Source organism: Shewanella sp. SM74 (assembly GCF_025653725.1).
Classification (GTDB): Bacteria; Pseudomonadota; Gammaproteobacteria; order Enterobacterales; family Shewanellaceae; genus Shewanella; species Shewanella oncorhynchi.
The window spans coordinates 1-25,170 of record NZ_JAKKRZ010000038.1 but is presented as its reverse complement, the minus strand read 5'-3'; the positions used below and the strand labels follow the sequence as shown (position 1 = coordinate 25,170).

17 protein-coding genes and 3 pseudogenes are annotated in these 25,170 nt (G+C 44.4%); 10 read left to right on the top strand and 10 right to left on the bottom strand.

Translation table 11 applies throughout. The features are described from left to right. The coding region (locus L5M49_RS22565) for an IS982 family transposase (protein WP_263266860.1) at window positions 1-613 on the top strand (613 nt) is incomplete at its 5' end. Window positions 614-665: 52 nt separating this feature from the next. Here the strand turns inward: L5M49_RS22565 and L5M49_RS22560 are convergent. Continuing rightward, a pseudogene (locus L5M49_RS22560) lies at window positions 666-1,695 on the bottom strand (IS110 family transposase). Between the two features lie 181 nt (window positions 1,696-1,876). On the opposite strand from L5M49_RS22560, the pseudogene L5M49_RS22555 reads away from it, so the two are divergent. After that, window positions 1,877-2,719: pseudogene (locus L5M49_RS22555) on the top strand (IS3 family transposase); the annotation flags it as partial. 9 nt (window positions 2,720-2,728) lie between these two features. On the opposite strand, the pseudogene L5M49_RS22550 reads toward L5M49_RS22555, so the two are convergent. Further along, a pseudogene (locus tag L5M49_RS22550) lies at window positions 2,729-3,911 on the bottom strand (IS3 family transposase). A 322-nt stretch (window positions 3,912-4,233) separates the two neighbouring features. Between L5M49_RS22550 and L5M49_RS22545 the strand changes: the two are divergent. After that, window positions 4,234-6,087, top strand: coding sequence for a M1 family metallopeptidase (locus L5M49_RS22545; RefSeq protein WP_263266859.1), 1,854 nt, complete (start codon window positions 4,234-4,236; stop codon window positions 6,085-6,087). Window positions 6,088-7,099: 1,012 nt separating this feature from the next. Here the strand turns inward: L5M49_RS22545 and L5M49_RS22540 are convergent. Then, window positions 7,100-7,585: a glutathione peroxidase gene (locus L5M49_RS22540; RefSeq protein ID WP_263266858.1), complete on the bottom strand. Its 486-nt coding sequence runs from the start codon at window positions 7,583-7,585 to the stop codon at window positions 7,100-7,102. 151 nt (window positions 7,586-7,736) lie between these two features. On the opposite strand from L5M49_RS22540, the gene L5M49_RS22535 reads away from it, so the two are divergent. The 3 genes from L5M49_RS22535 to L5M49_RS22525 all read left to right on the top strand — a co-directional run bounded on the left by L5M49_RS22535 (window position 7,737) and on the right by L5M49_RS22525 (window position 10,423). Then, window positions 7,737-9,107, top strand: coding sequence for a magnesium transporter (locus L5M49_RS22535; RefSeq protein ID WP_028760672.1), 1,371 nt, complete (start codon window positions 7,737-7,739; stop codon window positions 9,105-9,107). A gap of 91 nt (window positions 9,108-9,198) precedes the next feature. Next, window positions 9,199-9,717: a GNAT family N-acetyltransferase gene (locus L5M49_RS22530; protein ID WP_263191328.1), complete on the top strand. Its 519-nt coding sequence runs from the start codon at window positions 9,199-9,201 to the stop codon at window positions 9,715-9,717. Between the two features lie 166 nt (window positions 9,718-9,883). Further along, window positions 9,884-10,423 (top strand): YfaZ family outer membrane protein, encoded by a 540-nt coding sequence (locus L5M49_RS22525; protein WP_028760670.1) that lies wholly within the window; start codon window positions 9,884-9,886, stop codon window positions 10,421-10,423. A gap of 63 nt (window positions 10,424-10,486) precedes the next feature. Here the strand turns inward: L5M49_RS22525 and L5M49_RS22520 are convergent, their stop codons facing one another. Next, on the bottom strand, window positions 10,487-11,338 hold the full coding sequence (locus L5M49_RS22520; protein ID WP_105249758.1) for a DMT family transporter: 852 nt from the start codon (window positions 11,336-11,338) through the stop codon (window positions 10,487-10,489). Between the two features lie 245 nt (window positions 11,339-11,583). Here L5M49_RS22520 and L5M49_RS22515 point away from each other — a divergent pair, with 245 nt between their 5' ends. Next, complete coding sequence (locus L5M49_RS22515; RefSeq protein ID WP_263191330.1) at window positions 11,584-13,257, top strand: diguanylate cyclase; 1,674 nt, start codon at window positions 11,584-11,586, stop codon at window positions 13,255-13,257. 163 nt (window positions 13,258-13,420) lie between these two features. Here the strand turns inward: L5M49_RS22515 and L5M49_RS22510 are convergent, their stop codons facing one another. The 5 genes from L5M49_RS22510 to L5M49_RS22490 all read right to left on the bottom strand — a co-directional run bounded on the left by L5M49_RS22510 (window position 13,421) and on the right by L5M49_RS22490 (window position 20,234). Next, complete coding sequence (locus L5M49_RS22510; RefSeq protein WP_263266857.1) at window positions 13,421-16,543, bottom strand: NAD(P)-binding protein; 3,123 nt, start codon at window positions 16,541-16,543, stop codon at window positions 13,421-13,423. 235 nt (window positions 16,544-16,778) lie between these two features. Next, window positions 16,779-16,940 carry a hypothetical protein gene (locus L5M49_RS22505; RefSeq protein ID WP_006080915.1) on the bottom strand — a complete coding sequence of 54 codons (162 nt, stop codon included), beginning with the start codon at window positions 16,938-16,940 and terminating at the stop codon, window positions 16,779-16,781. Window positions 16,941-17,228: 288 nt separating this feature from the next. Continuing rightward, window positions 17,229-18,620, bottom strand: coding sequence for an RsmB/NOP family class I SAM-dependent RNA methyltransferase (locus L5M49_RS22500; RefSeq protein WP_263266861.1), 1,392 nt, complete (start codon window positions 18,618-18,620; stop codon window positions 17,229-17,231). Window positions 18,621-18,860: 240 nt separating this feature from the next. Continuing rightward, the gene (locus tag L5M49_RS22495; protein ID WP_173245951.1) at window positions 18,861-19,529 is read right to left on the bottom strand and encodes a glutathione S-transferase family protein; all 669 of its coding nucleotides are present in this window, start codon (window positions 19,527-19,529) and stop codon (window positions 18,861-18,863) included. Between the two features lie 78 nt (window positions 19,530-19,607). After that, window positions 19,608-20,234, bottom strand: a complete 627-nt coding sequence (locus L5M49_RS22490) for a glutathione S-transferase family protein (RefSeq protein WP_263266856.1) — start codon at window positions 20,232-20,234, stop codon at window positions 19,608-19,610. Between the two features lie 196 nt (window positions 20,235-20,430). On the opposite strand from L5M49_RS22490, the gene L5M49_RS22485 reads away from it, so the two are divergent. Next, window positions 20,431-21,027: a TetR/AcrR family transcriptional regulator gene (locus tag L5M49_RS22485; RefSeq protein WP_219234247.1), complete on the top strand. Its 597-nt coding sequence runs from the start codon at window positions 20,431-20,433 to the stop codon at window positions 21,025-21,027. A 93-nt stretch (window positions 21,028-21,120) separates the two neighbouring features. On the opposite strand, the gene L5M49_RS22480 is transcribed toward L5M49_RS22485, so the two are convergent. Continuing rightward, window positions 21,121-21,834, bottom strand: coding sequence for a DUF2461 domain-containing protein (locus L5M49_RS22480; RefSeq protein ID WP_263266855.1), 714 nt, complete (start codon window positions 21,832-21,834; stop codon window positions 21,121-21,123). A gap of 336 nt (window positions 21,835-22,170) precedes the next feature. On the opposite strand from L5M49_RS22480, the gene L5M49_RS22475 reads away from it, so the two are divergent. Both L5M49_RS22475 and L5M49_RS22470 read left to right on the top strand, forming a co-directional pair. Next, the gene (locus L5M49_RS22475; protein WP_263266854.1) at window positions 22,171-24,390 is read left to right on the top strand and encodes a TonB-dependent receptor; all 2,220 of its coding nucleotides are present in this window, start codon (window positions 22,171-22,173) and stop codon (window positions 24,388-24,390) included. 134 nt (window positions 24,391-24,524) lie between these two features. Beyond that, window positions 24,525-25,088, top strand: a complete 564-nt coding sequence (locus L5M49_RS22470) for a PhnA domain-containing protein (RefSeq protein ID WP_011790067.1) — start codon at window positions 24,525-24,527, stop codon at window positions 25,086-25,088. The last annotated feature ends 82 nt before the right edge of the window (window positions 25,089-25,170 follow it).

Here is a 25,170-nt window from a genome sequence, read left to right as displayed (position 1 = left end):
AGTGCCGTTTTGCAGCTACTTTGCCAGCCTCAAGAGTGACCCCACTGGCATCGAATTTGTAGATTCAACCAGCATCAAAGTGTGTCATAACTTACGTATTCATCGCCATAAAACCTTGGCGGGGGTGGCGTGCAGAGGTAAAGGCACCATGGGTTGGTTCTATGGCTTTAAGCTGCATTTGATTGTGAATCACCAATGCGGAATAGTGGCTGGCAAAGTGAACTCTGCGAATGTACATGACACAAAACCGGTGAATGAGATGGTGCACAGTGTTATGAATAAACGCTATGCAGATAAAGGATATATCAGTAAAGCGCTGTCCAGTGAATTGCTTGAGAAAGGCGTGAAGTTGGTGACGAACGTGCGTAAGAATATGAAAGAAAAAGCGATGTCGTTGTGGGATAGAGCGATGCTGTCGAGACGTTTCATCATAGAAACCATCAACGACCCGTTAAAAAATATCTCTCAAATAGAGCACTCTAGACACCGCAGCGTGCATGGTTTTATGCTCAACATGATTGCGGGACTCATCGCCTATCAATTGAAAGACAATAAGCCACAACTGAACCTCACTAACGTGGAGTTTAATGCTATTGCAGTTATGGCTCGTTAAACCGATCTCAGGTTATTTACATTTTGAGTCTTTATACGCAAAAAACGCTATATTACGCTGCTATTTTACAAGCCTTATTCACATCAAATGCTTGCCCACGGCTCATTACCATAAACACCATCCGGACCATCTTATTGGCCAAGGATATCGTCACTTTGCAAACATGCTGGCGTTCTTTAAGTCGTTGTAAACACTGGCTAAGTGAATCGTCTTTCTTATCGCACAAGTTAACCACGGTTCTTGCACCATGGATAAGTAATCGCCGGAGCGTTTGATTTCCGCGTTTGGTTATCTTGCCGAGCCGATTGGGCGTGCCACTACTATATTGCGAAGGGGCTATCTCTAGTCATGCTGCTAAATAGTCGGCCATTTTTAATATCATTCACATCATTAATGCCGGCTAATAATGTGAATGCGACGATAGGGCCGACACCCGTAATGGTCAGCAGCAATGGATACTGTGGCTTAGGCAAGGGCTAATATTTCCTCTGCTACCTAGTCGATTTATTCATTTAAATACAACTTAAACTCATAGAGTCGTTGAATAAACCCTCTGGCAACTGTGGATAACTCATTTTCAGTATCTTCAAGAATAAGCGGAATAGCTAACATCAACTGGCGGCGAGTCTTTGCGATAATCAGGCCGTATTCTGCAAGGAAACCACGAAGCTGATTGCGGTTAGCCGTGCGGTTTTCCACTAAGCGTTTGCGAATGTGCAGTAGTGATTTAATTTCCTGCTGCTCAAAGGTTTTGGGGCGCAACAAACGGACCTTTGGCCGACAAGCCGTTTCACCAGTCGCGATAGCATCGTTGGCATCATTCTTATTACTGACCAGCATCGCTTTCACCATTCTGGCGGGGATAAGCTTGAAGGTATGGCCGAGCTTTTCGATAGCACGCACCCAGTAATTAGGGCTGTAACAGGCTTCCATCACCACGAACGTAGGCTCGCTTTGCCTGAGAGTATCGAGTAACGCAGGGCGCTTAATTTTACTTTTAAAAGCAAGAGTATTGTTAGGGTTAAAGGCCGCGACTTGGAAGACAGTTTTACTAAATCAATACTGATGAGTTTATAGTTCATATCGGTCACCTCGAGTTAGATTTTGTGCACCTAAATCATGGCACATTGCGATGCCGAGACCAAGGTGACCATCCCAGCACTTAATTTTGAGACAGTATGGTCAATAAATTAAGAGGTCTATGTGAGTCTGAAGAAATCACATAAGGGTTCTCCGTAGGCATTTAAAGATGAAGCCGTCTTGATGGTGCTAGAGTAAGGTTATAGCGTTGCTGATGCGGCAAAGCCTCTTGAAGTTAGCACTAGTCTGCTTTACTACTGTAATGAAAAACACGAAGCCTTGCAGTAAGGCATCACCTTAGAAGAGTCTGAACGTGATGAGTTGAAGCTATTGCGTAGAGAAAACAAAAAATTACGTATGGAGAAAGAAATTCTAAAAAAGGCAAGCGCTTTCTTTGCGAGAGAAATGAAGTAAAAATTCGTTTCATCAAACTGCAGTCTCATCTGTTTCCCATAGCACGGTTATGTCGAGTAATGAATGTAAGTAAATCAGGCTATTACAATTGGCATAAGCGCCCTGCAAAGGTGATCAGCCTCAAAACACTGAAGCTTTATCGCTTTGTTCGACAGCTATTTATGCAAAGTCGAGGTAGCTTCGGGAATCGTTAAATGGTGAAGAAATTGCGCAAGGAAGGCTACCAGGTTGGTCGCTCTCTCGTTCGTAAAATTATGCACCGCCTTCTACTCAAAGCAACCCAGCAGCCCATCAACGCGCTAACAAGGTGACAACAAAACGAAAACACTCAGATGCAGTGGCTGATAACCTGTTAAATATGAACTTTAATCCAGTATTGGCTAATCATGTTTGGGTGGGTGACGTGACTTATTTAAAGACGAGTGAGGGCTGGTATTCCACAGTGACCGAGGCTCGAAATATACCAGTAAGCAATTCAGTAGGTTGCTATCGAGTTATGTTATCCGAGCCAGCATGGGTGATGTTGGCGCGTGTTGGGATAATACCGTCGTTAAGCGTTTCTTTGTTAGCTTGAAACACGAATGGATTTTTAAAGTTGCTCAACCAACAAGGGTGTAGTGGTCAACTAAATTTGGCCACAACTTTAGAATCTAACCAAAATCGTCGCTCTGATTCATTTGGGCTCAATCCTGCATTGTAATGATGTGGCCTGATTTCACAGTAATAACCAATGATGTAATCGGTCACATCTTGTTTAGCTTCGCTAAAACTCTTGTAGCCTTGTGTCGGGAGCCATTCCGTTTTTAAACTTCTGAAAAACCGCTCCATTGGCGCATTATCCCAGCAGTTACCGCGACGGCTCATGCTCTGGGTGATTTGATATTTCCACAGCCGCTGACGGTATTTCAGGCTGGTATAATGACAGCCTTGATCTGAATGAAATATCAGGTTTTTAGGCTTTCCACGAGATTCAAAGGCCATATCTAAGGCCTTCACCGTTAACTCTGTATCCGGTGAAAATGACATCGCCCAACCAATGGCTTTTCTCGAAAATAAATCCAGCACAACCGCTAAATAACACCAACGATTACCCGCCCAAATATACGTCACATCGCCACACCAAACGGTGTTTGGTTCGACAACGGCAAATGGTCGCTTGAGTAAATTAGGGATGGTCACATGCTCATTTTCAGCCTTCTTATAGCGGTGTTTGGGTTGTTGGCAGCTCACTAATCCAAGCTTTTTCATTAACCGAGTCGCCCTATAACGACTTAACGCAAAGCCACGTTCAGAGGCGATTGTTGCGATACTTCTTGCACCAGCAGACTGTTTGCTTTCTGCGTGTATTGCTTTGATTTTACACTCTAAAATCCGCTGTTCAGGTGTCGCTACAAGTTCACGGCTCACCCAATAACGGTAGCTACTCCGGTTCACGTTAAATACATGGCATAACACTGAAATAGGGTATTTGTTGCTCTGATTGAGTTTCTCGATTATCGAGAATTGTTCAGCGAGTCCGACATCAATAGAGCAGTAGCCTTTTTTAAGATTTCTTTCTCGAGATTTATGCGTTCAATTTCGCGTTTAAGTGCCCTGATTTCAATCTGTTCAGGTGTCATGGGTGAGGCTTTAGGTGCAAGCCCTTGGCGCTCGATTTGAAACAGTGTTACCTACTTACTGATCGTCGATTTACCCACGTTCATGGCTTTTGCCGCCGCTTCTTGTGTGTAACCTTGATCAACACTAATTGAGCGGTTTCGAGCTTAATGGCTGCGCTATATTGAGCACGTTTACTTTTATTTATGTTGTCACCTAAATGGGTTATGAAGGGACCATAACATTTCTTATTAGGTGGCCAAATTCACTATGCCACTACATAAAGATAAATCTAGCAAGCTAGAGATAGCCTATTGCAAACTCGGTATCTACACCTAAAGATGAACTGTTACAAAAAACTTGTTCCTAAGGAGCTCTAGAGCTCAGTTACGATTTGCCTCTGAGTAAATTTGCAGTCGATAATACCTTCTAATGATTAGTGATAAGTTATCAAGCCCGTCACCACCGCAAGGTAACTCATAACTCACTATTTAGAACATACCGCTCAAAACTTGAATATCGAGGCGACAGTGTTGCAACCAACTAAGAGTACATTAGCTGATGTAGCCCCTTGGGATTTAACCCGAGATTACCATTCTTTTGCGAATACCGAACAAGTGCAAGTGACCCATGTCTCTTTGGATGTCATGGTGGATTTTGACGCGCAGCGTCTTTTCGCTAAAGCGACGCTGTCCTTGGATTTTCTTGAGTGTGATGTAACAGAGCTTTGGCTTGATAGTCGAGATCTAACCATACTCGCTGTGACTTGTTTTAATGCTACAGAGGGGGTGAATGCATTAACAGAAATGGATGAAGAACCGCTCGACTTTGTGCTTAATGAAGCTGACCCCATACTCGGGCAAAAATTGTGTATCACTTTACCTGCATTTCTTTGCAAGCAGGTTTGTATTCACTATCAAACCTCTCCGTCCGCCCAAGGATTACAGTGGCTAGTGCCTGAGCAAACCGCGGGTAAACAGTTACCTTACCTCTTTAGTCAATCGCAACCGATCAATGCCCGTAGTTGGATCCCATTACAAGATACGCCTAAGGCGCGGATAACTTTTGATGCTAAGGTGCAAGTGCCTAAAGGCATGCGCGCCGTTATGAGCGCGATGAATCATCCCGATACGCCACTTAATGGTGTGTTTCACTTTGAGATGGAACAGCCTATTCCGACCCATTTAATGGCCTTGGCTGTGGGTGATATTGCCTTTCAAGCTATAGGTCCAAGATGCGGCGTGTATACCGAGCCGAGCATGTTAGTGGCCGCCGCAAAAGAGTTTGAAGATACTGAACACATGCTCGACGTTGCCGAGTCATTGTTAGGTCCTTACGTATGGGGCCGCTATGACATGATTATCTTGCCGCCGAGTTTCCCATTCGGTGGAATGGAAAATCCGCGTTTAGCCTTTTTAACGCCCACACTCATTGCTGGTGATAAAAGCTTAGTGTCAACCGTTGCCCATGAGTTAGCGCATTCTTGGACGGGCAATTTGGTCAGTAATGCGACTTGGCGTGATCTCTGGTTAAACGAAGGTTTCACGACCTATTTTACTAACCGTATTGTCGAGGCTGTCTACGGCAAAGAACAGGCAGAATTAGAATGGGTAATAGAGTTTGGTCGCTTAAAAGAAGAAATAGCGTCTTTGCCTAAGGATAAGCAAACTTTACCCGCTAATGTGCAGCAGGACGATCCTAATCTTGCCTTTAATCGTTTTACTTATGATAAGGCTTCGATGTTTGTCCATGATTTAGAGCGCAGGCTAGGGCGAGTAGAGTTTGATAAATTTTTACTCACTTATGTGAATCATTTTGCGTTTAAAGCCATTACCACCGAAGTGTTTGTCGAGTACGCAAAACAAACTTTATTGCAATTACACGCAGATAAAATCACTGAAGCTGAACTATTAACGTGGATTTATGGTGAAGGCTTACCTGAGGGCTATTGCGGGCCAACATCCATGAGTTTAGATAAAGTCGATGATGCGCTGGCATGTTTTTTACAGGGAACAGCAGCGGGCCGATTAAGCGTTAAAGATTGGCGAGTGCACCATTGGCAATATTTTCTGACCCAATTACCTGAAGTCGTTAGTCAAGTTCAATTGATGGATCTGGATGAGACCTTCCAATTAACCCAATCGACTAATGCAGAAATTGCCTGTGATTGGTTTCGAGTCGCTATTCGTAATCATTATGATCCTGTGTTGCCGGCATTAAGTGCCTATTTAGTGCGTATTGGACGCGGTAAATTTGTGCGGCCACTCTATGCTGAGTTACAAATTGCGGGATATCACTCTGAATTAAAAGACATCTATACAAAGGCTCGTGCAGGCTATCATCCTTCGATTCAAGTTCAATTGGACAAATCACTCAGCTTATAGAAATTTAGGTAAAAAAAATGGCAACCTATGGGTTGCCACAAAGAAATCAGTGCGGGATACAAATAGAATTCAATGCGCTAGCGTGTTTTCTATTGTGTCCCAAAAGGGAGATGATGAACGACCAACCAATTCGACTCAATGCGATAAAACAGAAACTGTGTCATTTGAGTGCATGAAACTGCGACTTCACATATTTCATTCTCAAGGTGCATTTAATCTTATCCGTTAATCCTTACCTATACTCAGAGTCGCCATTTTTAATTAAGTTCACTGATATCAGAAAAAAATCCCAAAAAGTTTAAAAAAGATTTGCTGGGGCATTTTCTAGGGAATACTGAGTGCTTACACTTAAGTGTTACATTTGTTTTACATTAAAATCATGGGGATAAAAATTAAACGCGTGCCAGATTTATTAATCTATAAGCTAGCGTTAGCGCTTGTTGAAATTTGAGTAAAAAAAATGGCAACCTAAGGTTGCCACAAGGAAATCAGTGCGGGATACAAATAGAATTCAGTGCGCTAGCGTGTTTTCTATTGTGCCCCAAAAGGGAGATGATGATGAACGACCAACCAATTCGACTCAATGCGATAAAACAGAAACTGTGTCATTTGAGTTCATGAAACTGCGACTTCACATATTTCATTCTCAAGGTGCATTTAATCTTATCCGTTAATCCTTACCTATACTCAGAGTCGCCATTTTTAATTAAGTTCACCGATATCAGAAAAAAAACAAAAAAAGTTTTTGAGAGATATTGAGTGCCCACACTTAGTTGTTACATTTATTTTACATATAAAATAAAGGGATAAAAAAAGGCAACCTAATGGTTGCCTAATGACCTATTCCTAGGTCAAGGGGACTGCGCTAGAAGCCCCAGGGAGATGATGAACATGAAAAAGACATTCACTGTTCAATACATTTGAGGGGCCTTGTACGGTTAAAGTTCCATAAAAAATTAAAATAAATCTAAATTTTTATAAACTGCAAGATTTCAAATAGATAGTGATTAAATTATCTTAGCAAAGCAGCAATTTTACTTTCTAATGCTTCTGGTTTGGTCGTTGATGCAAATCTTTCGATTGCTTCGCCTTGGCGATTAACTAAAAATTTAGTGAAATTCCATTTAATACCTTGAGTGCCTAATACGCCGGGAGCGGCTTTCTTAAGGTATTGATAAAGTAGATGGGTATGTTCGCCATTCACTTCTATTTTAGAAAATAGCGGAAACGTCACGCCAAAATTCAATTCACAAAAGGCTTGAATGCCTTGTTCATCGGCTTTTTCTTGGGCGCCAAATTGATTGCAAGGAAAGCCTAAAATCACTAATCCTTGATCTTTGTATTTTTGATATAGCGCTTCTAATCCTTTGTATTGCGGTGTAAATCCACATTCACTGGCGGTGTTGACGATTAAGAGTACTTTGCCCCGATACTGCTCTAAGCTTACCGCGTTGCCTTGAATGTCTGTTGCTGATTGGCTGTATATATTCGTAGTCATGTTCACCTCCGTAGGATCTTAGCCAAACAGCATAAACCTTAAAATAATTTTCAGCAATATAATTGCGCGCAATTTATTTTGTGGGTTTGCTAATTTACTTAATTATCAATATAGTTACAGCAATTTTGTGGCTAAAGAAAAGGGCATCTGTGTGATAGAAAATGACGCAGAATACGAAACAAACATGCAAGCGGATGTGGGGCAAGTAGTTCAACAACTCACTGAAGTTGAAGGCGAAGAACAGGCTGAAGTGTTTAGTGAAATTCTGAATGACTCAGAACCTGGAACCATAGCCTTAGCGCTTGAATCCTTGCCCTTGGATGAGCGTTACGAGCGTTGGCAGCAAGTTGAATTTGCTGACAGAGTGACTGTGCTGAGCCTAATGCGTGCCGATCCACGTATGGGGATCCTGAAGCGGATGCCTGACAATGAAGTGGATCTGTTATTTGCACAATTAAGCCCAGAAGATTTAATTGAGTGGAGTGATTATCTTCCTGAAAGTTTTACCGATCGTGCCTTGGCTCAGATGGGAGAGCGTCAGCGACAACGATTCGAACTTTATGATCAATACTCTGAGAATGAAATCGGCCGTTATACCGATCATCAAATGTTGGTGCTCAGTGATAAGGCGACAGTTGCTCAAGCTCAGCGCTTCTTTCGCCGTATCGAGCTCGACTGTAACGACAATTTGTTTATCGTTGATGATCTGGATAAGTATCAAGGTACTGTTCGTCGTTATGATATTTTTAAACATAATCCCGATGAATTATTGATTTCACTTTTGTCTGAGGACTGCCGTGCGTTATCCGCCGATACGAGTCTTTTGGAAGCGGCCGAAGCGATAGAGCACAGCCGCGAAATTGAATTGCCTGTGATTGATGAGTCCGGAGAGTTAATCGGCCGAGTGACGCTACGAACCGCAACGGCATTAGTGCGTGAGCATTATGAGGCGCAGTTGATGGCAACAGCGGGTATGGATGAATCCGACGACTTGTTCGCCCCTATTATGAAAGGTGCTCAGCGCCGTGCAGTATGGCTTGGGATCAATTTACTGACGGCTTTCCTTGCCTCAGCGACCATTGGTTTATTTGAAAATGTCCTATCGCAAGTGGTTGCATTAGCTGTGTTGATGCCGATTGTCGCTTCTATGGGCGGTATCGCGGGGAGCCAGTCTCTAACGCTAATGATCCGTGGCATGGCCATGGGACAGATTTCGGCGGGTAACTTGTTTTCGCTAATGAAAAACGAACTCGGCATTGGCATAGTTAACGGATTTTTGTGGGCGATAGTGATAGGTTTAGTCTCTGGCTGGTGGTTCGGTGAAGCGACGATAGGTATAGTGATTGGCTGTGCGATATTGATTAATATGGCCGTTGCCGCTATTGCTGGGGTGATAGTGCCTATGGTGTTGCAGAAGTTTAATCAAGATGCGGCGTTATCGGGTTCAGTGATCTTAACGACTGTGACCGATGTGGTGGGTTTCTTTACTTTCTTAGGTATGGCGACGTTGTTATATCTGTAGCGTAGGTTCTTGGGTGAGTTTGGAAGATGAATGCACGGCAATTTGGTGTGCATTCACCGTATGTTGGGAACATTAACGGTTTAATCTGGATATGAATAACATTCAGTTTGTTATAGGTAAAAAGCCGGAAGAATTAGCGCTGGCGGCACAATTAATTGATGGGCGTGATGATAATGCTCATCCGTTGGATCATCAGGTCTTTTTCGATTCCCGTGCGGTGATCTTAGCGAAAACTATCGAGGGTGAGATTGTCGGTTGCGCCGCGATAAAAGCCGGTAAAGGCACTGTCGATAAAGGCACTGTCGGTGAATTGGGTTATCTGGTGGTATCGCCCCATTATCGACGTCAAGGCATAGCACAAGGGTTAACTCATAAACGGATTGAGGTGGCAAAGGCCCTAGGAATGTCGATTTTGTATGCGACTATTCGCGCCGAGAACACGTCGAGTCAAGCTAATTTATTGAAGGCTGGTTTTCAGTTTTGGCGTAATTATTTGAGTATCCGTGGCACGGGAAATACTGTGGGTTGGTATTACTTAGCTTTAAGCGTTAATGTCGATGCTGAAGCGATAATGCAGTCTTTAGTTGGCGATCGTACCCCATCGGTCTAATTGTGTTGTAAGTGAAAAGACTTAGATCTTAATGTGTTTTTATCTTGTTTTACATTTGTATATTCCTCGCAAATAATCCCTCTTTATACGCAAATAGGCTGATTTTCTTTATTTATTCGGTATGATCCGCGGCTATTACCCACAGTCATTATTGAGGTGTTTTTTTATGGCTAAGTTCAGAGTAGCAAGTGTCTTATTATTGAGTGCAGCAGCGCTGCAAGTGAATGCGTCAGAATTTAATCTTGGGTTGAACAACGATGTGGTTTCAACTGAGTTAGAACTGCAATTGAACAAAGATACTAACGCGGTTTTGGGTTATATCTATGCGGATGAAGGCGGCCATATCGCTCAAGGTGCAATGCACATGACCCATGATGCGGGTGTGCATCACTTTGAGGTCGGTGCTCAGTTAAGCCAGCTTTGGTCTGACTATTCACCCAATGGCAGTGCCGTTTCTGTTGGTGGTCGTTATGCACTATCAATGGGGCCCAATATTTCACTGCACGCTGCGGCTTACTATGCACCGTCTGTATTGTCATTTGGCAATGTTGATGGTCATTATGAATTGGATTCAAAAGTGCAATACCGTATAACGCCAAACATGGCACTTTATGTTGGTTACCGCAAGATTGCCTTCGAATACGATGATGCCCGCAATTTTACTTTCGAAGATGGTGTGTATATTGGCGGTAAATTCCGTTTCTAAGCACAAGGCATATTGATTTAGCTATATTGCGATCGTGATGTCGAATTAAAGAGTCGGCCGAGGTTAACTTCGCCGGCTTTTCCATTTTGCCTTTAGCTCACTGTAGCTTGGCAATATGGATGAGAAAATGACCAATCCAATACCGATTAAAATCACTAGGCTGAGTTCTTCATCGAGTATCCACCAGCCTAACAAGGCTGCAAAAATCAATCCTGTATATTCTACTGGTGCCATTTGGCTCGCATCGGCACGTCGATAGGCATGGATGATGAGATAGGTCATGGCAATGTAAAATAGTCCCAAAGTCAGCCCCACTTGCGCCACTGGTAAACTAAATTCGGCGCCTTCGTACAAGGTCGCAGGTATCAGAAATATCATCGCAAAGGCATTAGACCAAAAGAGCATGGAAAAAGGATGTTCATGGGTCGAATAGGCCTTTAAAATCAAACTATTCAACGCTGATGTCATGGCACCGAAAAAGGCTAAACCTATATACAGGTTAAATTCTGTTGGTTGACTGATAAGTAAAATACCGCTAAAGCCGATAAGACCTGCGACTGTGCGTCGATAACCAATTCGTTCATTTAAAAAAATGGCCGATAGTACTAGCAGTAACAAGGGTGAGGTATAAATCACCGCTGTTACTGTTGCGAGCGGAAGATGCAGAATAGCGAGCATAAAAATGGCGTTGCCCAGTCCAATCAATAGCGCGCGGGCGAGATGCACTTTGTAAAAAGGACTCAGTTTAAGATTACCCTGTAAGTGCCACACAAAAGGCAGTACAAGCAGGGTGGCAAATAATTGCCTGTAGAGTACCAGTTGAAAAACAGGCGCATTGGTTTCAAGCAACTTAACCAATAGGTTACCGCTGGCAATCAGTAGTTGTGCGGCTAAAATCATCAATAGAGGCTGCATAGGATCCCAGCAAAAATAAGTCAGTATTAAGGTGTATCTTGAATTTCATGCCGCAGTTTGGACTTTGAGACTAAAATAGCATCATAAGGCATGGTATATCCGACTAATTTAGCCTAACTGATTGTAAAAAACTAAATGTAGCCATAAAGTTAACCTACAAATCCAACTATCGACTAAGATTGACAGCATTAGCATTTTCTTCATAGCTGTAAAAATGATCTATGGCCCTTTAACTAAATAAGCCGATGAACAAACTTAAACAAACTCTATTTTGGTGTTTTTTACTTTTCTTGTGGACATTAAGTCCCTCTGTATTAAGCGCTGAAATTGCGTTGGACTCCCCGTATTTGTTCCATGCTAAAGCGGATCAACAGCCTCCTGAGCGGTTTGAAACCGTGCCCCATTGGATGGGACAACTCGACGAAGCTAGTTCGGTCAGCTTAACCGGTGGCGATTATTGGATGATTACACCTGTGATGGTCAATCAACGTCAATCAAACTGGGTAGTGGATGCAAGTAATTCGATTATTGAATCCGTAGATTATTGGATACTCGGCAGTGACGGCAGCGTACAACATGCCCACAGTGGCTACACTGCTCCATACCAGTTTTTATTCGATTATGGCCGTAAGGTCACCTTGAATATGGGCACGGATTATTGGCTGGTGGTGAAGCTGAGTAGTCGTTATTACTCATCTCCCCCTGAGATAGCTTTGCAAAGTGTGGCGGATCATCAACTTATGTCTGACCGTCTCGCAATGGCAGTGCTGCTGTGTTTAGGCGGATTATTGTTTATCGCCTTATATAATATTTTGATTTATATCTCTATTCTTGATAAAGCCTTTCTCTACTATGGCCTTTACGTATTTGCTTATTTTGGTGGCTGGGCACTGACTTTCCATTTGCCCGCACACTTATTTAATTTCCATTACCTTGAGTTGCATCATCTGTTTTTCATCAGTTTGCCTATTTTTAATATCATGTTTTACAAGCACTTCCTGCAGTTGCCTAGTTACTCTCCGCGGCTGTGGCGTCTTAGTCAGTATTTAATGTTTGCCTGTATTGTGGCTCTGCCGACCAGTATTTGGTTGTTATCCTATACGGCAATTATTGCCTCTGTACTGATTATGCTATGGATTGCTTTAGCGATTACCTGCGGTAATGTGTGCTTGATGAAAGGCTTTGCTCCTGCGCGTTATTTTATTCTTGCCTTTACTTGCTTGCTGTTGCCTGCGGTGATTATTTTACCCGGAAATATGGGGCTCACTCCTGATTTCATTGAACATGCAGAGCTTGCGACTCTGATGGGCGGTACGGCTGATGCGTTATTACTGTCCTTAGCGTTAGCGAATAAGCTGAAATTACTTGCTGAGGAACGTAAGGCGCATATTGAAGAGTTAGCGATTGCATGGGAAAAGGCACGTTTAGATGGATTAACGCGAGTCGGTAATCGTTATGCCTTTGACGAATATATGAACTCACAATTAGGATTTGCCGATAAAGTCGTGCAACCGATGGCGTTAGCACTATTGAATATCGATAGTCTGAAAAGTGTCAATGAAACACTCGGCCATCAAGAAGGCGATAGATTATTGCTGTTGATAGTGCAGTTATTGCAAGCAACAGACTTAGCGCACATGAAGGTTTATCGTATTAGTGGTGACGAGTTTGTGATTGTGACGCCTTCTGCTGGTATCCAGTTATTACAGAGTGCTTTGAGTGGCTTAGGTGAAGAATTAGCAAGCCATGGTTTTAAAGAGTGCCAGTGTAGTTTTGGGATGTCGTTAAACACTGAGGTCGCAGATCCCCATGAGTGGTTGCGTTCTGCTGACACTCACTTATATCAATCGCGTATGGATAAGCGTCGTCAAGAGTATGCAGATACTCGCGGTGTCGATGTGAGGCTACATTTAAGCTAGCTATTGAAAAAGTTAAAATAATCGTTTTAGTAGAACATTAGAAAACATAAACGGCGTAGAATTTATCTGCGCCGTTTATGTTTTTATCTTAGATTTATTAGCTTCATTTTGCTTGGACTCAGCAGTGTCCAAGTTTGCGACTTAGCTAGATTTAAGGACGAGCTTAGAAGTCTTTTTCGCCCTTAATCACCGCAGGATGACCCGATATCGCTTTTGAAGTGTGCATTCCCGCCATCGTCGCCGCTTCGACGCAGCCCGCATTAAGGCCTGTCTTTATCCAATCGCCCGTCATATACAGGTTATCTATCCCTGTGCCATCCGTCGTGATGCGATACTGCGAGCTGTCTTTAACCGATAAGACATAACGCTCGGATGGGTCTACATTTGCGCGCCAATATTGGCTATCGAAACGGGCAACACCTTGACGGTCATGTTCATCGTGTAACCATTCCCAAGGGAAGCTATCACCGACATTTTGCCAAAGTTTATGGATTTCGGTATTGAGTTGATGGATAGCACCCGCTTTTGCTTCTAAGGTTTTCCGTTGTTGGAAATCTACATCCGAGCTTGGTGGATAGGCCTCGACAGGCAATGCCGAGCAAAAGTAACTGGCATTTTTAGGTTCTAAGCCGCGCCAATCTTCTTTGTCTAGCAGTTGGTTCATTGATGCCCAAGTATCGAAGGGTTCGGTGAAGCCCGATAATACGGGTTCCTCGCCATCTTCAGAGTAATTAGGCCAGCCTATCCCATTCAGATCTTGGTTCATCCACAGTTGATAGGCTTGAGTGGCGACAGTTTGCACCTTATCAACGCAAAGCTTGAGGGCTGGGCTTTGTGCCATGACTTCACTCGCCACATGGGGCACAGAACCTATGGAAAGACCGAAGATGACTTTGTCGAAATCCACACCTTTGACTAAGCGCTTTTTCGGTAGGGCTTTCCCAAAGTGCGTTTCATATACGCTGTCCCAATCGCTCCAGAAGTGTTCAAGATTGATATTATGGGCTTTGAGCAGCGCAGCTTGTTCAGGCTCAAGTTGCTCATAATTGGGCGTACTCGGCCAGCAGGCGAGACCTTTAACATCGACCAAGGGATCGTAGTTTGTGACAGTCGGCGCCAGAGCTACTTGCTCAGTGATCTCAATCGCTTGAATACTTTGATTACGGCATTCGAGATTATCAACTCGATTGAAGTAGTGGAAATTGACTCCGCGGCGTTTGAGTACTTCGTAGAAAGGCGTAAAGACCACATCACCCATTCCGGCCTGCATTTTCCACATCACGCCACCTTGATAGCACAGGGCAATACGCAGCATAGCGCGGATAATTGTGCCCGCTTCGACATTAGGTTTGTCGAAGTTGCCTTTCTCATAGGCAAACACTAAGTCGTAAAAACCGCGCACTGGCGCACTGTCGACTGTGTACTTAAGGCTGGCGCCGTGTTTGGTTAACCATTCGCGATAATCATAACCATTGATGGCGTCAAAGCCTTTCTCAAACACATCGTCGGCAAACATGCCCTTGAGGATCGTGAGCCCCAGATCGGCGGCTATATATAAGTGGCGCAGTTCGTCATTATTATCTAAATGTCCGCTAAAACGTTTCACGAGTCTTTGATGCAGGGCATCGACGGCCGATTCTACAAAACCATCGTCACTTTCACTGTGTACATGCTCATCGCACTCGCGGCCAATCATTTGATTAAAATGGCATTCAAGCTTATCACCGAGCGCGTCGAGTGATTCTTTGGCATCTTCGACCGAATCCTCTAACTTATCTTTTAAGCGTTCAAACCAGCTGCTATCGAGCCAGTTTTTAGGTGTTCCCATGGCTTTTTCATCTGCATCGAGCAGGTCATCCATGTCTTTGAGCCATTCTTTGATCCACGCAAAGGCGACTTTAACGACTTTCCAGAAGGTGAGGGTTTCGGTGCCACCACCTGGGATGCCTGGTAGCATTGGGAAAGTGATTGGCCAACTTACAGAACGGCCATCAACTTCTTCCTGTAAGACGATGAAGTTATGGGGTTTAAAGGCATCAAAAAAAGTCGCAAGCGGCACGTTTGCTGGCCTATCCAATTCCTCATACGCTTTGCGCATTAAGGCAAACGCGTTTTGATAGAAACCAAACCAGATGTGTAAACCATGTTCTTCGATGCGTTGTCCCATAGCGGCATTGCGGCCACTAGCCCCTTTACCACCAATACGCCAGCCGAGTTGATAGACATCAATCTCATATTGATTCTGCCAGCCGGGTTTATCGGTTAGATAACAGGCTGCTGTCATTGCCGCGACACCGCCACCGAGAATGGCTATTTTCTGTCTTTTGATTTCGGAGTTATCGACTAATACCTCGCCGGGCGGCACTTCAAAATGGAAGTTCACATGGTAAGGGAGTAAAACGTGCTGCTCACCAATCTCGACCCCGAGCGTATCTTTTAACGGGAAGCTGGCATTATCAAAAATGGTCGCGACAAAATCATTTTTTAGCAGGGCAACACTGTGCACTTTATTCACTTGGGCTGGCGCGGCAACGATGGCTTGATAAATGGCTTTTTGCCCTGACGAGTCGGGGAACTGTTTTAGAAATACTTGATCGATAGCGGGTTTAAATAACAGATGAAATAGCTGCTCTTCGCCAAGCTGGTCAAGTTCTGGAATAAAATCGGTTTGTTCTTTAAAGAGTTGCCAAGTTTGGGTTATCGCTTCAAGGGTTGAAAGCTGTGCCTCGGGTTTGGCATCGCAATTCACTTCAATTAATGGATGCAGGGCAAGTTCGGTTTCGGGTGAGAAATGTAAAAAACTTTTGGTCTCAAGGGATAATCGCGTCAGAGGCTCGCCAACCGCTGGCATAGTGTATTCACATAAATACTTAGGATAACCAAAGAGTTCTCTGCCATTAATTAAGGCCATGGCATCGTTTACCCAAATGTGTAGTGGCTGAAAATACACTTGGCTGATTTGTTTACTGTCGCTGCTATCTTGGCGCCCGACCATGATCCAAGTGATGATGTCCGTTTCTTGGATCCAGCCCTTAGCTCTGTCCTCTGGATAAGCGGAATATGCTTTTTCAATTTGAGTGAAGGTTGTCAGTACGTAGGGAGACAGCACCTTAAAATACATTGCGCTGCCGGCAACTTGATTCAGGGTTTTATCGATAGAGCGTTGCAGGTTTCCCCGTTTCCCCTTAAGAAAAAAACCGTACATATCGGCTTTATTTAGCACTAAGGGCGAGTGCATCAACATACTGCCTTGGGGATAAATAAAGTCGGGGCGCTGTTTTTCCATGGCGTTCATCCTTAAATTTCAGTGTAAGTCCAATGATTTGGGAGTTATAGCCCAAAAAGCATAGGGCAAATAAGCAATTAAGCCCATTGATTTTACACTGGAATGATTAAGTATTTGAGAGGGGATAACGGGGTTGAGTAGCAAGTTGGATATTATCCAACTTGCTCAGATTTGGCAGGCTTAGCGCTGAACGAATTCGTTAAACAAACCCGTGGGCTAGGGTACTTAGATTCAGTTACTTCGATTTATTTTGGTAGAAATCCACCTCTGTATTATCGTCCGAGTAACGTCGCTTAGTATCCCTGCGGCGCTGTTTCACGCGTTTATTCTTTTGCTTACCTTTGACGTTATCGCCCCATGGCGCATCATCGTCGTCAAATTCATAGGAGTGTGACATGGTCAAAATTCCAAAAATACCTGTGCCATTCGCAGCACCCGATCTTTTTACCCAAAGGTGAGATGAAGCTAAAGCGAAATATTTCATCACTGATGGTGAAAAGTTTTGTCCAAAGGCTATATCTTGCCACTGAAATGGCCGTATCTGAGATTTCAATGGGGAATATGTGGATTATCCTTATGATAATTAAAGGATAAGTGTAATTATCATCGGAAATTATATTATATGATTGAAACTGGCGCCCAGAATGAAAGGCGCCAAGTTTTGATACAAAATAATGAGTTAGTGTTACTTGTTGCGCAGCATACGCGCGACAAACATACCATCACTATTCGCTTCAAAGGGCCATACGGTCAACATTTCTGTTTGTTCACCCGTAAAAGGATTGCGTATTGGCGTGAGCATGAACTCTGGATGTTGCTGTAAAAACGCCGTCACCACGTCTTGGTTCTCGAGCGGCGACAAGGAACACGTGGCGTAAACGAGTACGCCGCCCGCTTTAACTGCGCGGCTACTGCGGCTTAAAATATCGAGCTGTAACGCGGCTTTATCGGCCACGACTTCAACACCATCCAACCAACGCATATCAGGATTACGTCGCCAAGTGCCAGTACAACTGCACGGGGCATCGACTAACACACCATCGAAATGATCCGCAGATACCGGCAGGGCATCGCTCTTCCAACGGGCAACGCTAATACCGTTAAAGTGAGCTCTTTGGGCGCGTTTAGTGAGTTCTTCTAGGGCATTGGAGCGAATATCTGACGATATAATGCTGCCCGTAGAGGGTATTTGATTATCAGCAGCCTTAGTCAACATCAAAGAGCGTAGCTGCAGGGTTTTACCGCCGGCGCCACTGCAGGCGTCCCACCAATGGGCATCGGGTTCTGGCGCGCAAATTTGCCCTATGACCTGTGAAGCCAAATCTTGGATCTCAATGTTGCCGTCTTTATACAGGGCGATTTCATTAAGATTCATACTCTTGCTGCCAAGGTTAATGGCATCGTTAAAGTAATGACCATAACTAGCATCGATACCTATCGCTTGCAGCTGCGCCGCCGCATCTTGACTCGTGATCCCCTGTGCGCGTCCCCAAATCGGCGGGCGACTGGACATAGCAGCAATTAATTGGGTTTGCTGTGCCGCATCTAAAGGGCACAGTTGCCAGAACCAGTCGGGTAATAAATCCTGTGGTTTAAACTCAGTCGCGGGAAATAAATGCTGCATTAGCGTGAGTTTGTCGTCGAGACTTTCAACGGCAAGTGCTTGAGCTTGCTGATAATCGATGGGCGATTGCGATAACTCATGCCAAGCGTTGGCGATATCTTGCCAAGCATGGGCTTCCAATAGGGCACTGGCGCTTAGGCTGGCAAAATAAACGGCAGATTCTTGCTGATCGCCTAATCGCTGAAACCACCCCCACCAGCGGAACAGACTAAATAAGGATTCACGAATGACTTTACGGTCCTTCGAGCCGTGTTTTTTATGTTCTCTAAAGTAGTTGGCCAGAATACGGTCGGCGGGCATTTTACTGCTTTGAATTTCATCGAATAATTGCTTAATTGTACTGGCGTAACTGAACGCACGTTTTTGCGCTGGGGTGCTCGCCTCTGCATTTAACGCTGACGATGTGTTTGAGTTGGATGCTTTACCGGAAGAGAAGCTGCTTGGATTACCCATAAATTTAGCCTGAATTATGCTCTCTGTGGCTGCGCCTTCTGTGATAGGCATAACTGTAACAGAGGGGAAAAATAAGTGGCGCAGAGTGTAGCAGTTTTGCCCGATAACAGGCAGAAAAAAAGCCCCAAAGTAGTATCAACTTGCAGGGCTTTTTTTGTGGTTGAGTCACTGAGACTCATGGTGCATTCAGTACCAAAGGGTTATTTGCAGACTATCACTCAATTACCGCTTGGAAGGTGATTATTTCGTCACCATCTTTTGGATTTGCTTAGCCCGTTCTTCATCACTCATTTCCACCGGTGGTGGCGTGACTATGCCTTTTTGGCACGCGGGTCTGAGTGCTAATTCATCTAACCAACGTTGCAAATGTGTCAGACCTTCCATATTGATGCCGCTCCACTCGTGGATCCGCACCCAAGGCCAAGTTGCGATGTCGGCAATCGTGTATTCGTCACCAGCAAGGTATTGATTTGTAGCTAGTTGAGTATTCATAACCTCGAATAAACGTCGACCTTCTTTTTGATAACGTTCTATTGCTGCAGGGATTTTTTCAGGGAAGTACCTAAAGAATACGTTGGCTTGTCCCATCATGGGGCCGACGCCGCTCATTTGGAACATTAACCATTGGATTACCTGTGAGCGCTTTTTAGGATCGGCTGGCAGGAATTTACCTGTTTTTTCGGCGAGATACAGCAGAATCGCACCTGATTCGAATACCACAAAATCCTCGTTATCGCGGTCGATAATGGCGGGAATGCGACCATTGGGATTGATGGCAATAAACTCGGGCTGTTTTTGCTCACTGGTGCTGAAATCTAATTTATGGACGCGATATTCAAGTCCCATTTCTTCCAGTGCGATGGAAATTTTAAAACCGTTAGGGGTCGCGGCTGTGTATAAATCTATCATGATAATTCCTTAAGGTTATAACGCTTATAGCTACTCACTTTAGTGCCCATGAATATTCATCATCAGGCATTAGCGCCGCTATTTTTTAGGGGTTAACGATACTATGGCAGGACGCTGCGCCATAGTGTTGAACCAAGCCTTGAGATGCGGCAAGTTATCAGTCACCTCGATGTCTAAATTTTTAATAAAACTGATAAAAACGTAAGCCGAAATATCGGCAATACTGAATGCATCGCCTGCCACAAAGGCTGACTTGCTCAATTGTTGGTCTAAGCTTGGTAGGAAGTCAATGACCCTTTGGCGTGATTCTGCGCCCCAAGACTCGACACAATTTTCCCTGTCTTTATAGACACCGCTTAAATTACGAAAGGCTTGAAACCCAACCATTAATCCTTGTAACTCTATGATACGTTGCCACATTTCTACTTTAGCGCGCTCAAGTGGAGTATTGCCAAACAGCGAGTGAACACTTGGGTGGATTTCTTCTAAATAGCGGCAAATGGCAACGGATTCACACAGGTAGCTGCCATCATCGAGTTCGAGCAGTGGAATGCGGCCATTTACACTTTTGGCTTTAAACTCGGCGCTTAAATTTTCCCCTCCACGGATATCGACGTTCACTCTTGGTACTTCTATGCCTTTTTCCGCAAGAAAAATACTGACGCGGCGTGCGCTGGGAGTCGGAGCTAATTCGTAGAGTTTCATCTAAAGTCCTGTAGTTTTTATCAGTGCTTTATGCTCGATTCGGGCACATAAGGCTTTTTCTGAACGTTCGGTTAGGTTAGAATTTACGCTATATCTAAACGAACAGTCAAGAATGATTTACCCCTCAACTTTCTGTAGTAAAGAGGAATGGTGAAGCTGATCGTGAACGCGTATTCAAGAGATTAGGTCGCAGGCTATGGCACGGAGTTGTAATTTTGATCGGCAAGAAAAACTCATATTGGCGATGGAGCTTTTTTGGCAAAAGGGCTTTGCCGAAACCTCGATTTCCGATCTCGTCGGCCATTTAGGCATTAATCGATTTAGTCTCTATAACAGTTTCGGCGACAAGCAGAATCTTTACCGCGAGTGCCTCCGTTTTTACCTTGATCATTACTCTTTTGGCGCTTCAGATACTTTGCTGCATGAAAAAGCGGGCTTGGCTGAAATAGAAGCTTATTTAGCGCGCTTTGTTGCTTTGCAGCGGGAGCAAAAGTACGGCTGTTTTATGCAAAATGCCGTGCTCGAAAAGAGCCTTAACGATGAAAGTGTGCTGCAGGAATGTCAGCGATTATTTTGTCGATTACAGACCTCATTCACCCAAGTGTTACAAGTTTGCCAAGCGCGTGGGGAGCTATTAGCCCATGTGCAACCACATCAAGTTGCTGCTTTTTTAGTGCTTCAATTACAAGGGATTAGAGTGTTAGGCAAGGCGGGCGAATATGAGTTGTTAGACAATGCGTTTGTTGTATTGCAAGACTATTTACGTAGTTTGAGTGCTAATCAGACGGCATAACTGCAAATGACATAGTTTGATTGGCCTAGGTTTTTGCCTAGGCCATGTTTTTAGAAATCTATTTTTTAAAAGTCTATTTCTAAAAGTCTATTTCTAAAAGTCCAAGTCCAGCGCAAAACACAGATAGGCCATCAGTTGAGTACAGTGTGCAAATTGCTCGGCACAAAAACTGGCTGCATCTGGGCGGCAGAGTTCCTCAAAGGCGATATTTTTAACTGCGATAAAATCTTTTCGTTTTAGCTCTATCAGCATAGGGTGGTTTTTATCAAATCCCTTTGGTGGTCGAGTTAAGCTATCGCCATCCATATTAAATCCATGACTTTGTAAGGTTTGTAGCGCCTTTTTATAGCCGTTGGGATTCTCATCGATACAAGTGCGAATGGCATTTAAGGCTTTCGATTCTGGGTGCCAAATCCCTGCGGCAATAAAACAGCCATCTTCGGCAATATGTAGATACAGTCCCGGGGCATGTACGTCTTTACCTTGAAAATGCCGAAATTGAATGCCGACATTGGTTTTATAGGGCGTTTTATCTTTGCTAAAACGGCTGTCTCGCTGGGGACGCATCAAGCTGCCGCCGACTTTTTTTGGTACGGCAGTGAGCCTAGGCGAGAGGGCGAGGATACTGGGCTGCATTTGCTCGATAAACTGCAGTGCAGGCGTTCGCACTGTTTCTTCGTATTCCGCCTGATGGGCTTTAAACCAGTCGCGGGAGTTGTTTTGTGCCAGTTGATTTAAAAATTGCAGGCTCGCAGCGCTGAACGTTACACCAGTCGCGATGGGGATTTTAGTTGTTAGAGTGGCCATTATCAGGGAACCTTATTAATGCAGATAAACCGAGCACAAGCAGTATTAATGCCGATTGAGGAGCAAGGTGAGTTGCTGACATATCCTTCCGTATCGCCTGCCCGTTCTTACTCACGATAGTTAAGACACGATAGTTAAGACTGCCAAGTTGGGTGCCAATACTGCCATCCTTCGGCAAGATCTTCACTTAAATTTTTGCATTGTGCCGCTTCTACCTTGTTTTCAATAAGTCGGTTATTTACACGTAAAGCTAAGTGAGAACTATTCTTATCTTGTTCGTTAGTGCCTATAATGCCGCCCTATTTTTAGATTGGTTTGTTAATAGGATGACGTTGAATGGGTTGCCTGCCTAAATGTGATAAGTGGAAAGCGAATAGAAATCTGTCGCTTATGGGATTATGTATATTGCCCTCAATGCCGTTGTACGCCGCTGAGGTATTGGGCGAGCCTAAGGTTGAGCCGATTGAGATCCTGCAGGTTCATGGGCAGCAATATCGCAGGGCCATCACTGTCGCTAAACCCGGTGAAGCGATTATTTCCATGGATCAAATCGAGGAGATGCAGGCGACAACTTTCGCCGAAGTGATCGATGATATGGCGGGGGCGCATATCGATGGCGGTACCCGCAGCGGCGGTGAGCGGATTAATATTTGGGGCTTTGGCGAGACTGAAGATTTTAACGTTTATGTGGATAATGCTCCGGTGGGATTTGAGCAGTATCGCTACGGCTCATTTTTCCTCGATCCTGACCTCATCAAACGAGTGGAAGTGATCAAAGGCGCCCATGATGTGCGCTCGGGCAATGGCGGTTTTGGTGGTGCCATGTATGTGGTCACTAAATCGGCTGATGATTTTCTTAAATATGATCAATCCCTTGGCGCGCGAGTCAAAACCAGCTACGCCAGCAATAATGATGCTATGGGTTATACGGGGACAGTTTATGGCCGCGTGAATTCACATTTATCTGGCTTGCTGCATCTTACGCGTCGCGATGCGGGGGATGTGACTTTAGCCAATGGTGAAGAGTTTGAATATTCAGGTTATGAGCAAAATAACTACCTAGGTAAGATGGATTACACGCAGGGCGATCACCAATTAGCCTTGAGCGTGACCCATTATCTCGATGAGGGCCGCAAACCTTGGGCTAACCGCCGTGGCCCTATGCCTGCCATCTCAGACTACAACATCAAAAAGTACGGTTCCTACGAGCAGGCTCTGTATGCCACAACCGCCTACAACACCTATGAAGATAACACTTGGTCGGCTAATTATCGCTATTCGCCGAGTAATCCCCTGATCGATACCCAAGTGGTGATTTCCCATTCGGCGAATGCACGCCACTGGGTAAGACCCGATATCGCGTGGGAGAAAATGACGGTTTCCGTAGGCAACTTCGGTCACGAATCTTGGCTAGACTATAAACGTGACTACATTGATATCAACAACTTGAGCTTGATTGGCGATCATGAGATCACCACAGGATTACAGTACCGTAGTCTCGACCGTACTTCGCTCGTGTTTAACAAGAGCTATGAGAAGAATCCTGAGAAAAACTTTGGCTGGTACACGCCTTATTATCAACCTGAAGGCCGTCAAGATACCTATGCTGCCTATATTCGCGATGCAATTCATCTTACTAATGACTTAACTGTGACTCCCTCGCTGCGATATGACTTTATCTACAGCATAGGTCGACCAAATATTGCACCAGATTACAATGATATTGCTGCGGGCCATGATTATAGCTCAACCCATCATTCGGGGTTCTCACCAAGATTAGGCATAGATTATCAACTGACAAATCACGCTCGGTTAAACTTTGATTACGCTTATAGCTTGCAAGCCCCTGTGGTGGATGAGATTTATGCCGTGCAATACGCTAAAGCCAGCATTACCGGCACGAGTCGCGATATTGATGTCGAACGCTTACATGCCTTCAAATTAGGCCTAATGACGCAGCACCAGCATCTGCTTGCCAACGATGATGCGCTGACGACGCAGCTTACTCTGTTTGCCAACCTAGGCCGCGATGATATTGCCCAGCGCCGCGGAGCTAAGTCTGATAAAACCCAGCTAATTCAAAGTGGTTACACAAATCTTGATGGTTACCATATTTACGGTGCCGATTTTGAAGCCCAATATCGCTATCAAGATGTGTTCAGTGATCTTGCGGTTTCATGGCTGCAAGGACAGCACAATGGGTCACTCAGAGACAGCCAAGATGACGATGAATATTTAGCTAACATAGCCCCGCTCGATATTCGTCTGCGTTTAGGCATGTATATCACAGATGACATTTCTATCGCTTGGCAGGGTGCTTGGTATGATGCGCAAACCAATGTTCCCCACGGTGATATCTTTAATGCCGAGTCTCCAAGCGAGAATTATTTCCTACAGAATGTGTATCTCGCCTATGAACCTCAAGCCATCTTAAAGGGATTAAGTGTGCGTTTGATGGTAAAAAATCTTACGGATCTGCAAGTGGTGCCGTTTCTCTCCGATGGGATCCCCGCAGCTGGGCGTGATGTTCGTTTGAGTTTAGCCTATGAATTTTAAAGACTAATCACTAAGGCTGTGTGGACTAGGCATATATAGCTCATAAAAAATAGGGTTATATTGCCTCAGCCCCCTGCCGAAAAATGCCAGTTTATGGCATAATCCGCGTTTTACTAGGCATATAGAACAGAAAAATGACTGAAAATGAATTGCTAAGTCGCTGTGGCGGCAAGTGTGAACTGTGTGGCAGCGAGCTTGAACTCTCTATTTATGATCTGCCAGCCTCCGATGGCCGTGACAATGAGATCATGATTTGTGAAACCTGCAGTGGCCAAATTGCGGCACCGGATACCATGGACATGAACCACTGGCGTTGTCTGAATGACAGCATGTGGAGTCCTGTACCGGCAGTTCAAGTGATGTCATATCGTATGCTTAAGCGCTTAAATGGCGAAAGCTGGGCGCAAGATTTGCTGGATATGCTTTATCTTGAAGACGATTTAAAAGCGTGGGGTGATGCCGAAGTTGCCGCAGCAGGTGACGATGCTACGCCAACGTTAGACAGTAATGGTGCAGTGCTCAATGCTGGCGATACTGTGGTCATCATCAAAGACTTAAACGTGAAAGGCACTAGCTTTGTGGCTAAGCGTGGCACAGCTGTGCGTAACATTGCTTTGACCAACAACCCAGAGCATATCGAAGGCCGCGTTAACGGTACTCGTATTGTGATTCTGACGTGCTTCGTTAAAAAGTCTTAAGTTTCGCTTAGTGTGAGCGCGATTTATTTAGCTCAACACAATAAAAACCGCCATGATCGTTAGCCGACATGGCGGTTTTTTT

Coding starts and splice junctions, on each gene's coding strand:
- L5M49_RS22540 (WP_263266858.1), bottom strand. CDS start 7,585: ATGACTACGAATATATACAGCCAATCAGCAACAGACATTCAAGGCAAC.
- L5M49_RS22530 (WP_263191328.1), top strand. CDS start 9,199: ATGAATAACATTCAGTTTGTTATAGGTAAAAAGCCGGAAGAATTAGCG.
- L5M49_RS22525 (WP_028760670.1), top strand. CDS start 9,884: ATGGCTAAGTTCAGAGTAGCAAGTGTCTTATTATTGAGTGCAGCAGCG.
- L5M49_RS22520 (WP_105249758.1), bottom strand. CDS start 11,338: ATGCAGCCTCTATTGATGATTTTAGCCGCACAACTACTGATTGCCAGC.
- L5M49_RS22515 (WP_263191330.1), top strand. CDS start 11,584: ATGAACAAACTTAAACAAACTCTATTTTGGTGTTTTTTACTTTTCTTG.
- L5M49_RS22510 (WP_263266857.1), bottom strand. CDS start 16,543: ATGGAAAAACAGCGCCCCGACTTTATTTATCCCCAAGGCAGTATGTTG.
- L5M49_RS22505 (WP_006080915.1), bottom strand. CDS start 16,940: ATGTCACACTCCTATGAATTTGACGACGATGATGCGCCATGGGGCGAT.
- L5M49_RS22500 (WP_263266861.1), bottom strand. CDS start 18,620: ATGGGTAATCCAAGCAGCTTCTCTTCCGGTAAAGCATCCAACTCAAAC.
- L5M49_RS22495 (WP_173245951.1), bottom strand. CDS start 19,529: ATGATAGATTTATACACAGCCGCGACCCCTAACGGTTTTAAAATTTCC.
- L5M49_RS22490 (WP_263266856.1), bottom strand. CDS start 20,234: ATGAAACTCTACGAATTAGCTCCGACTCCCAGCGCACGCCGCGTCAGT.
- L5M49_RS22485 (WP_219234247.1), top strand. CDS start 20,431: ATGGCACGGAGTTGTAATTTTGATCGGCAAGAAAAACTCATATTGGCG.
- L5M49_RS22480 (WP_263266855.1), bottom strand. CDS start 21,834: ATGGCCACTCTAACAACTAAAATCCCCATCGCGACTGGTGTAACGTTC.
- L5M49_RS22475 (WP_263266854.1), top strand. CDS start 22,171: ATGGGTTGCCTGCCTAAATGTGATAAGTGGAAAGCGAATAGAAATCTG.
- L5M49_RS22470 (WP_011790067.1), top strand. CDS start 24,525: ATGACTGAAAATGAATTGCTAAGTCGCTGTGGCGGCAAGTGTGAACTG.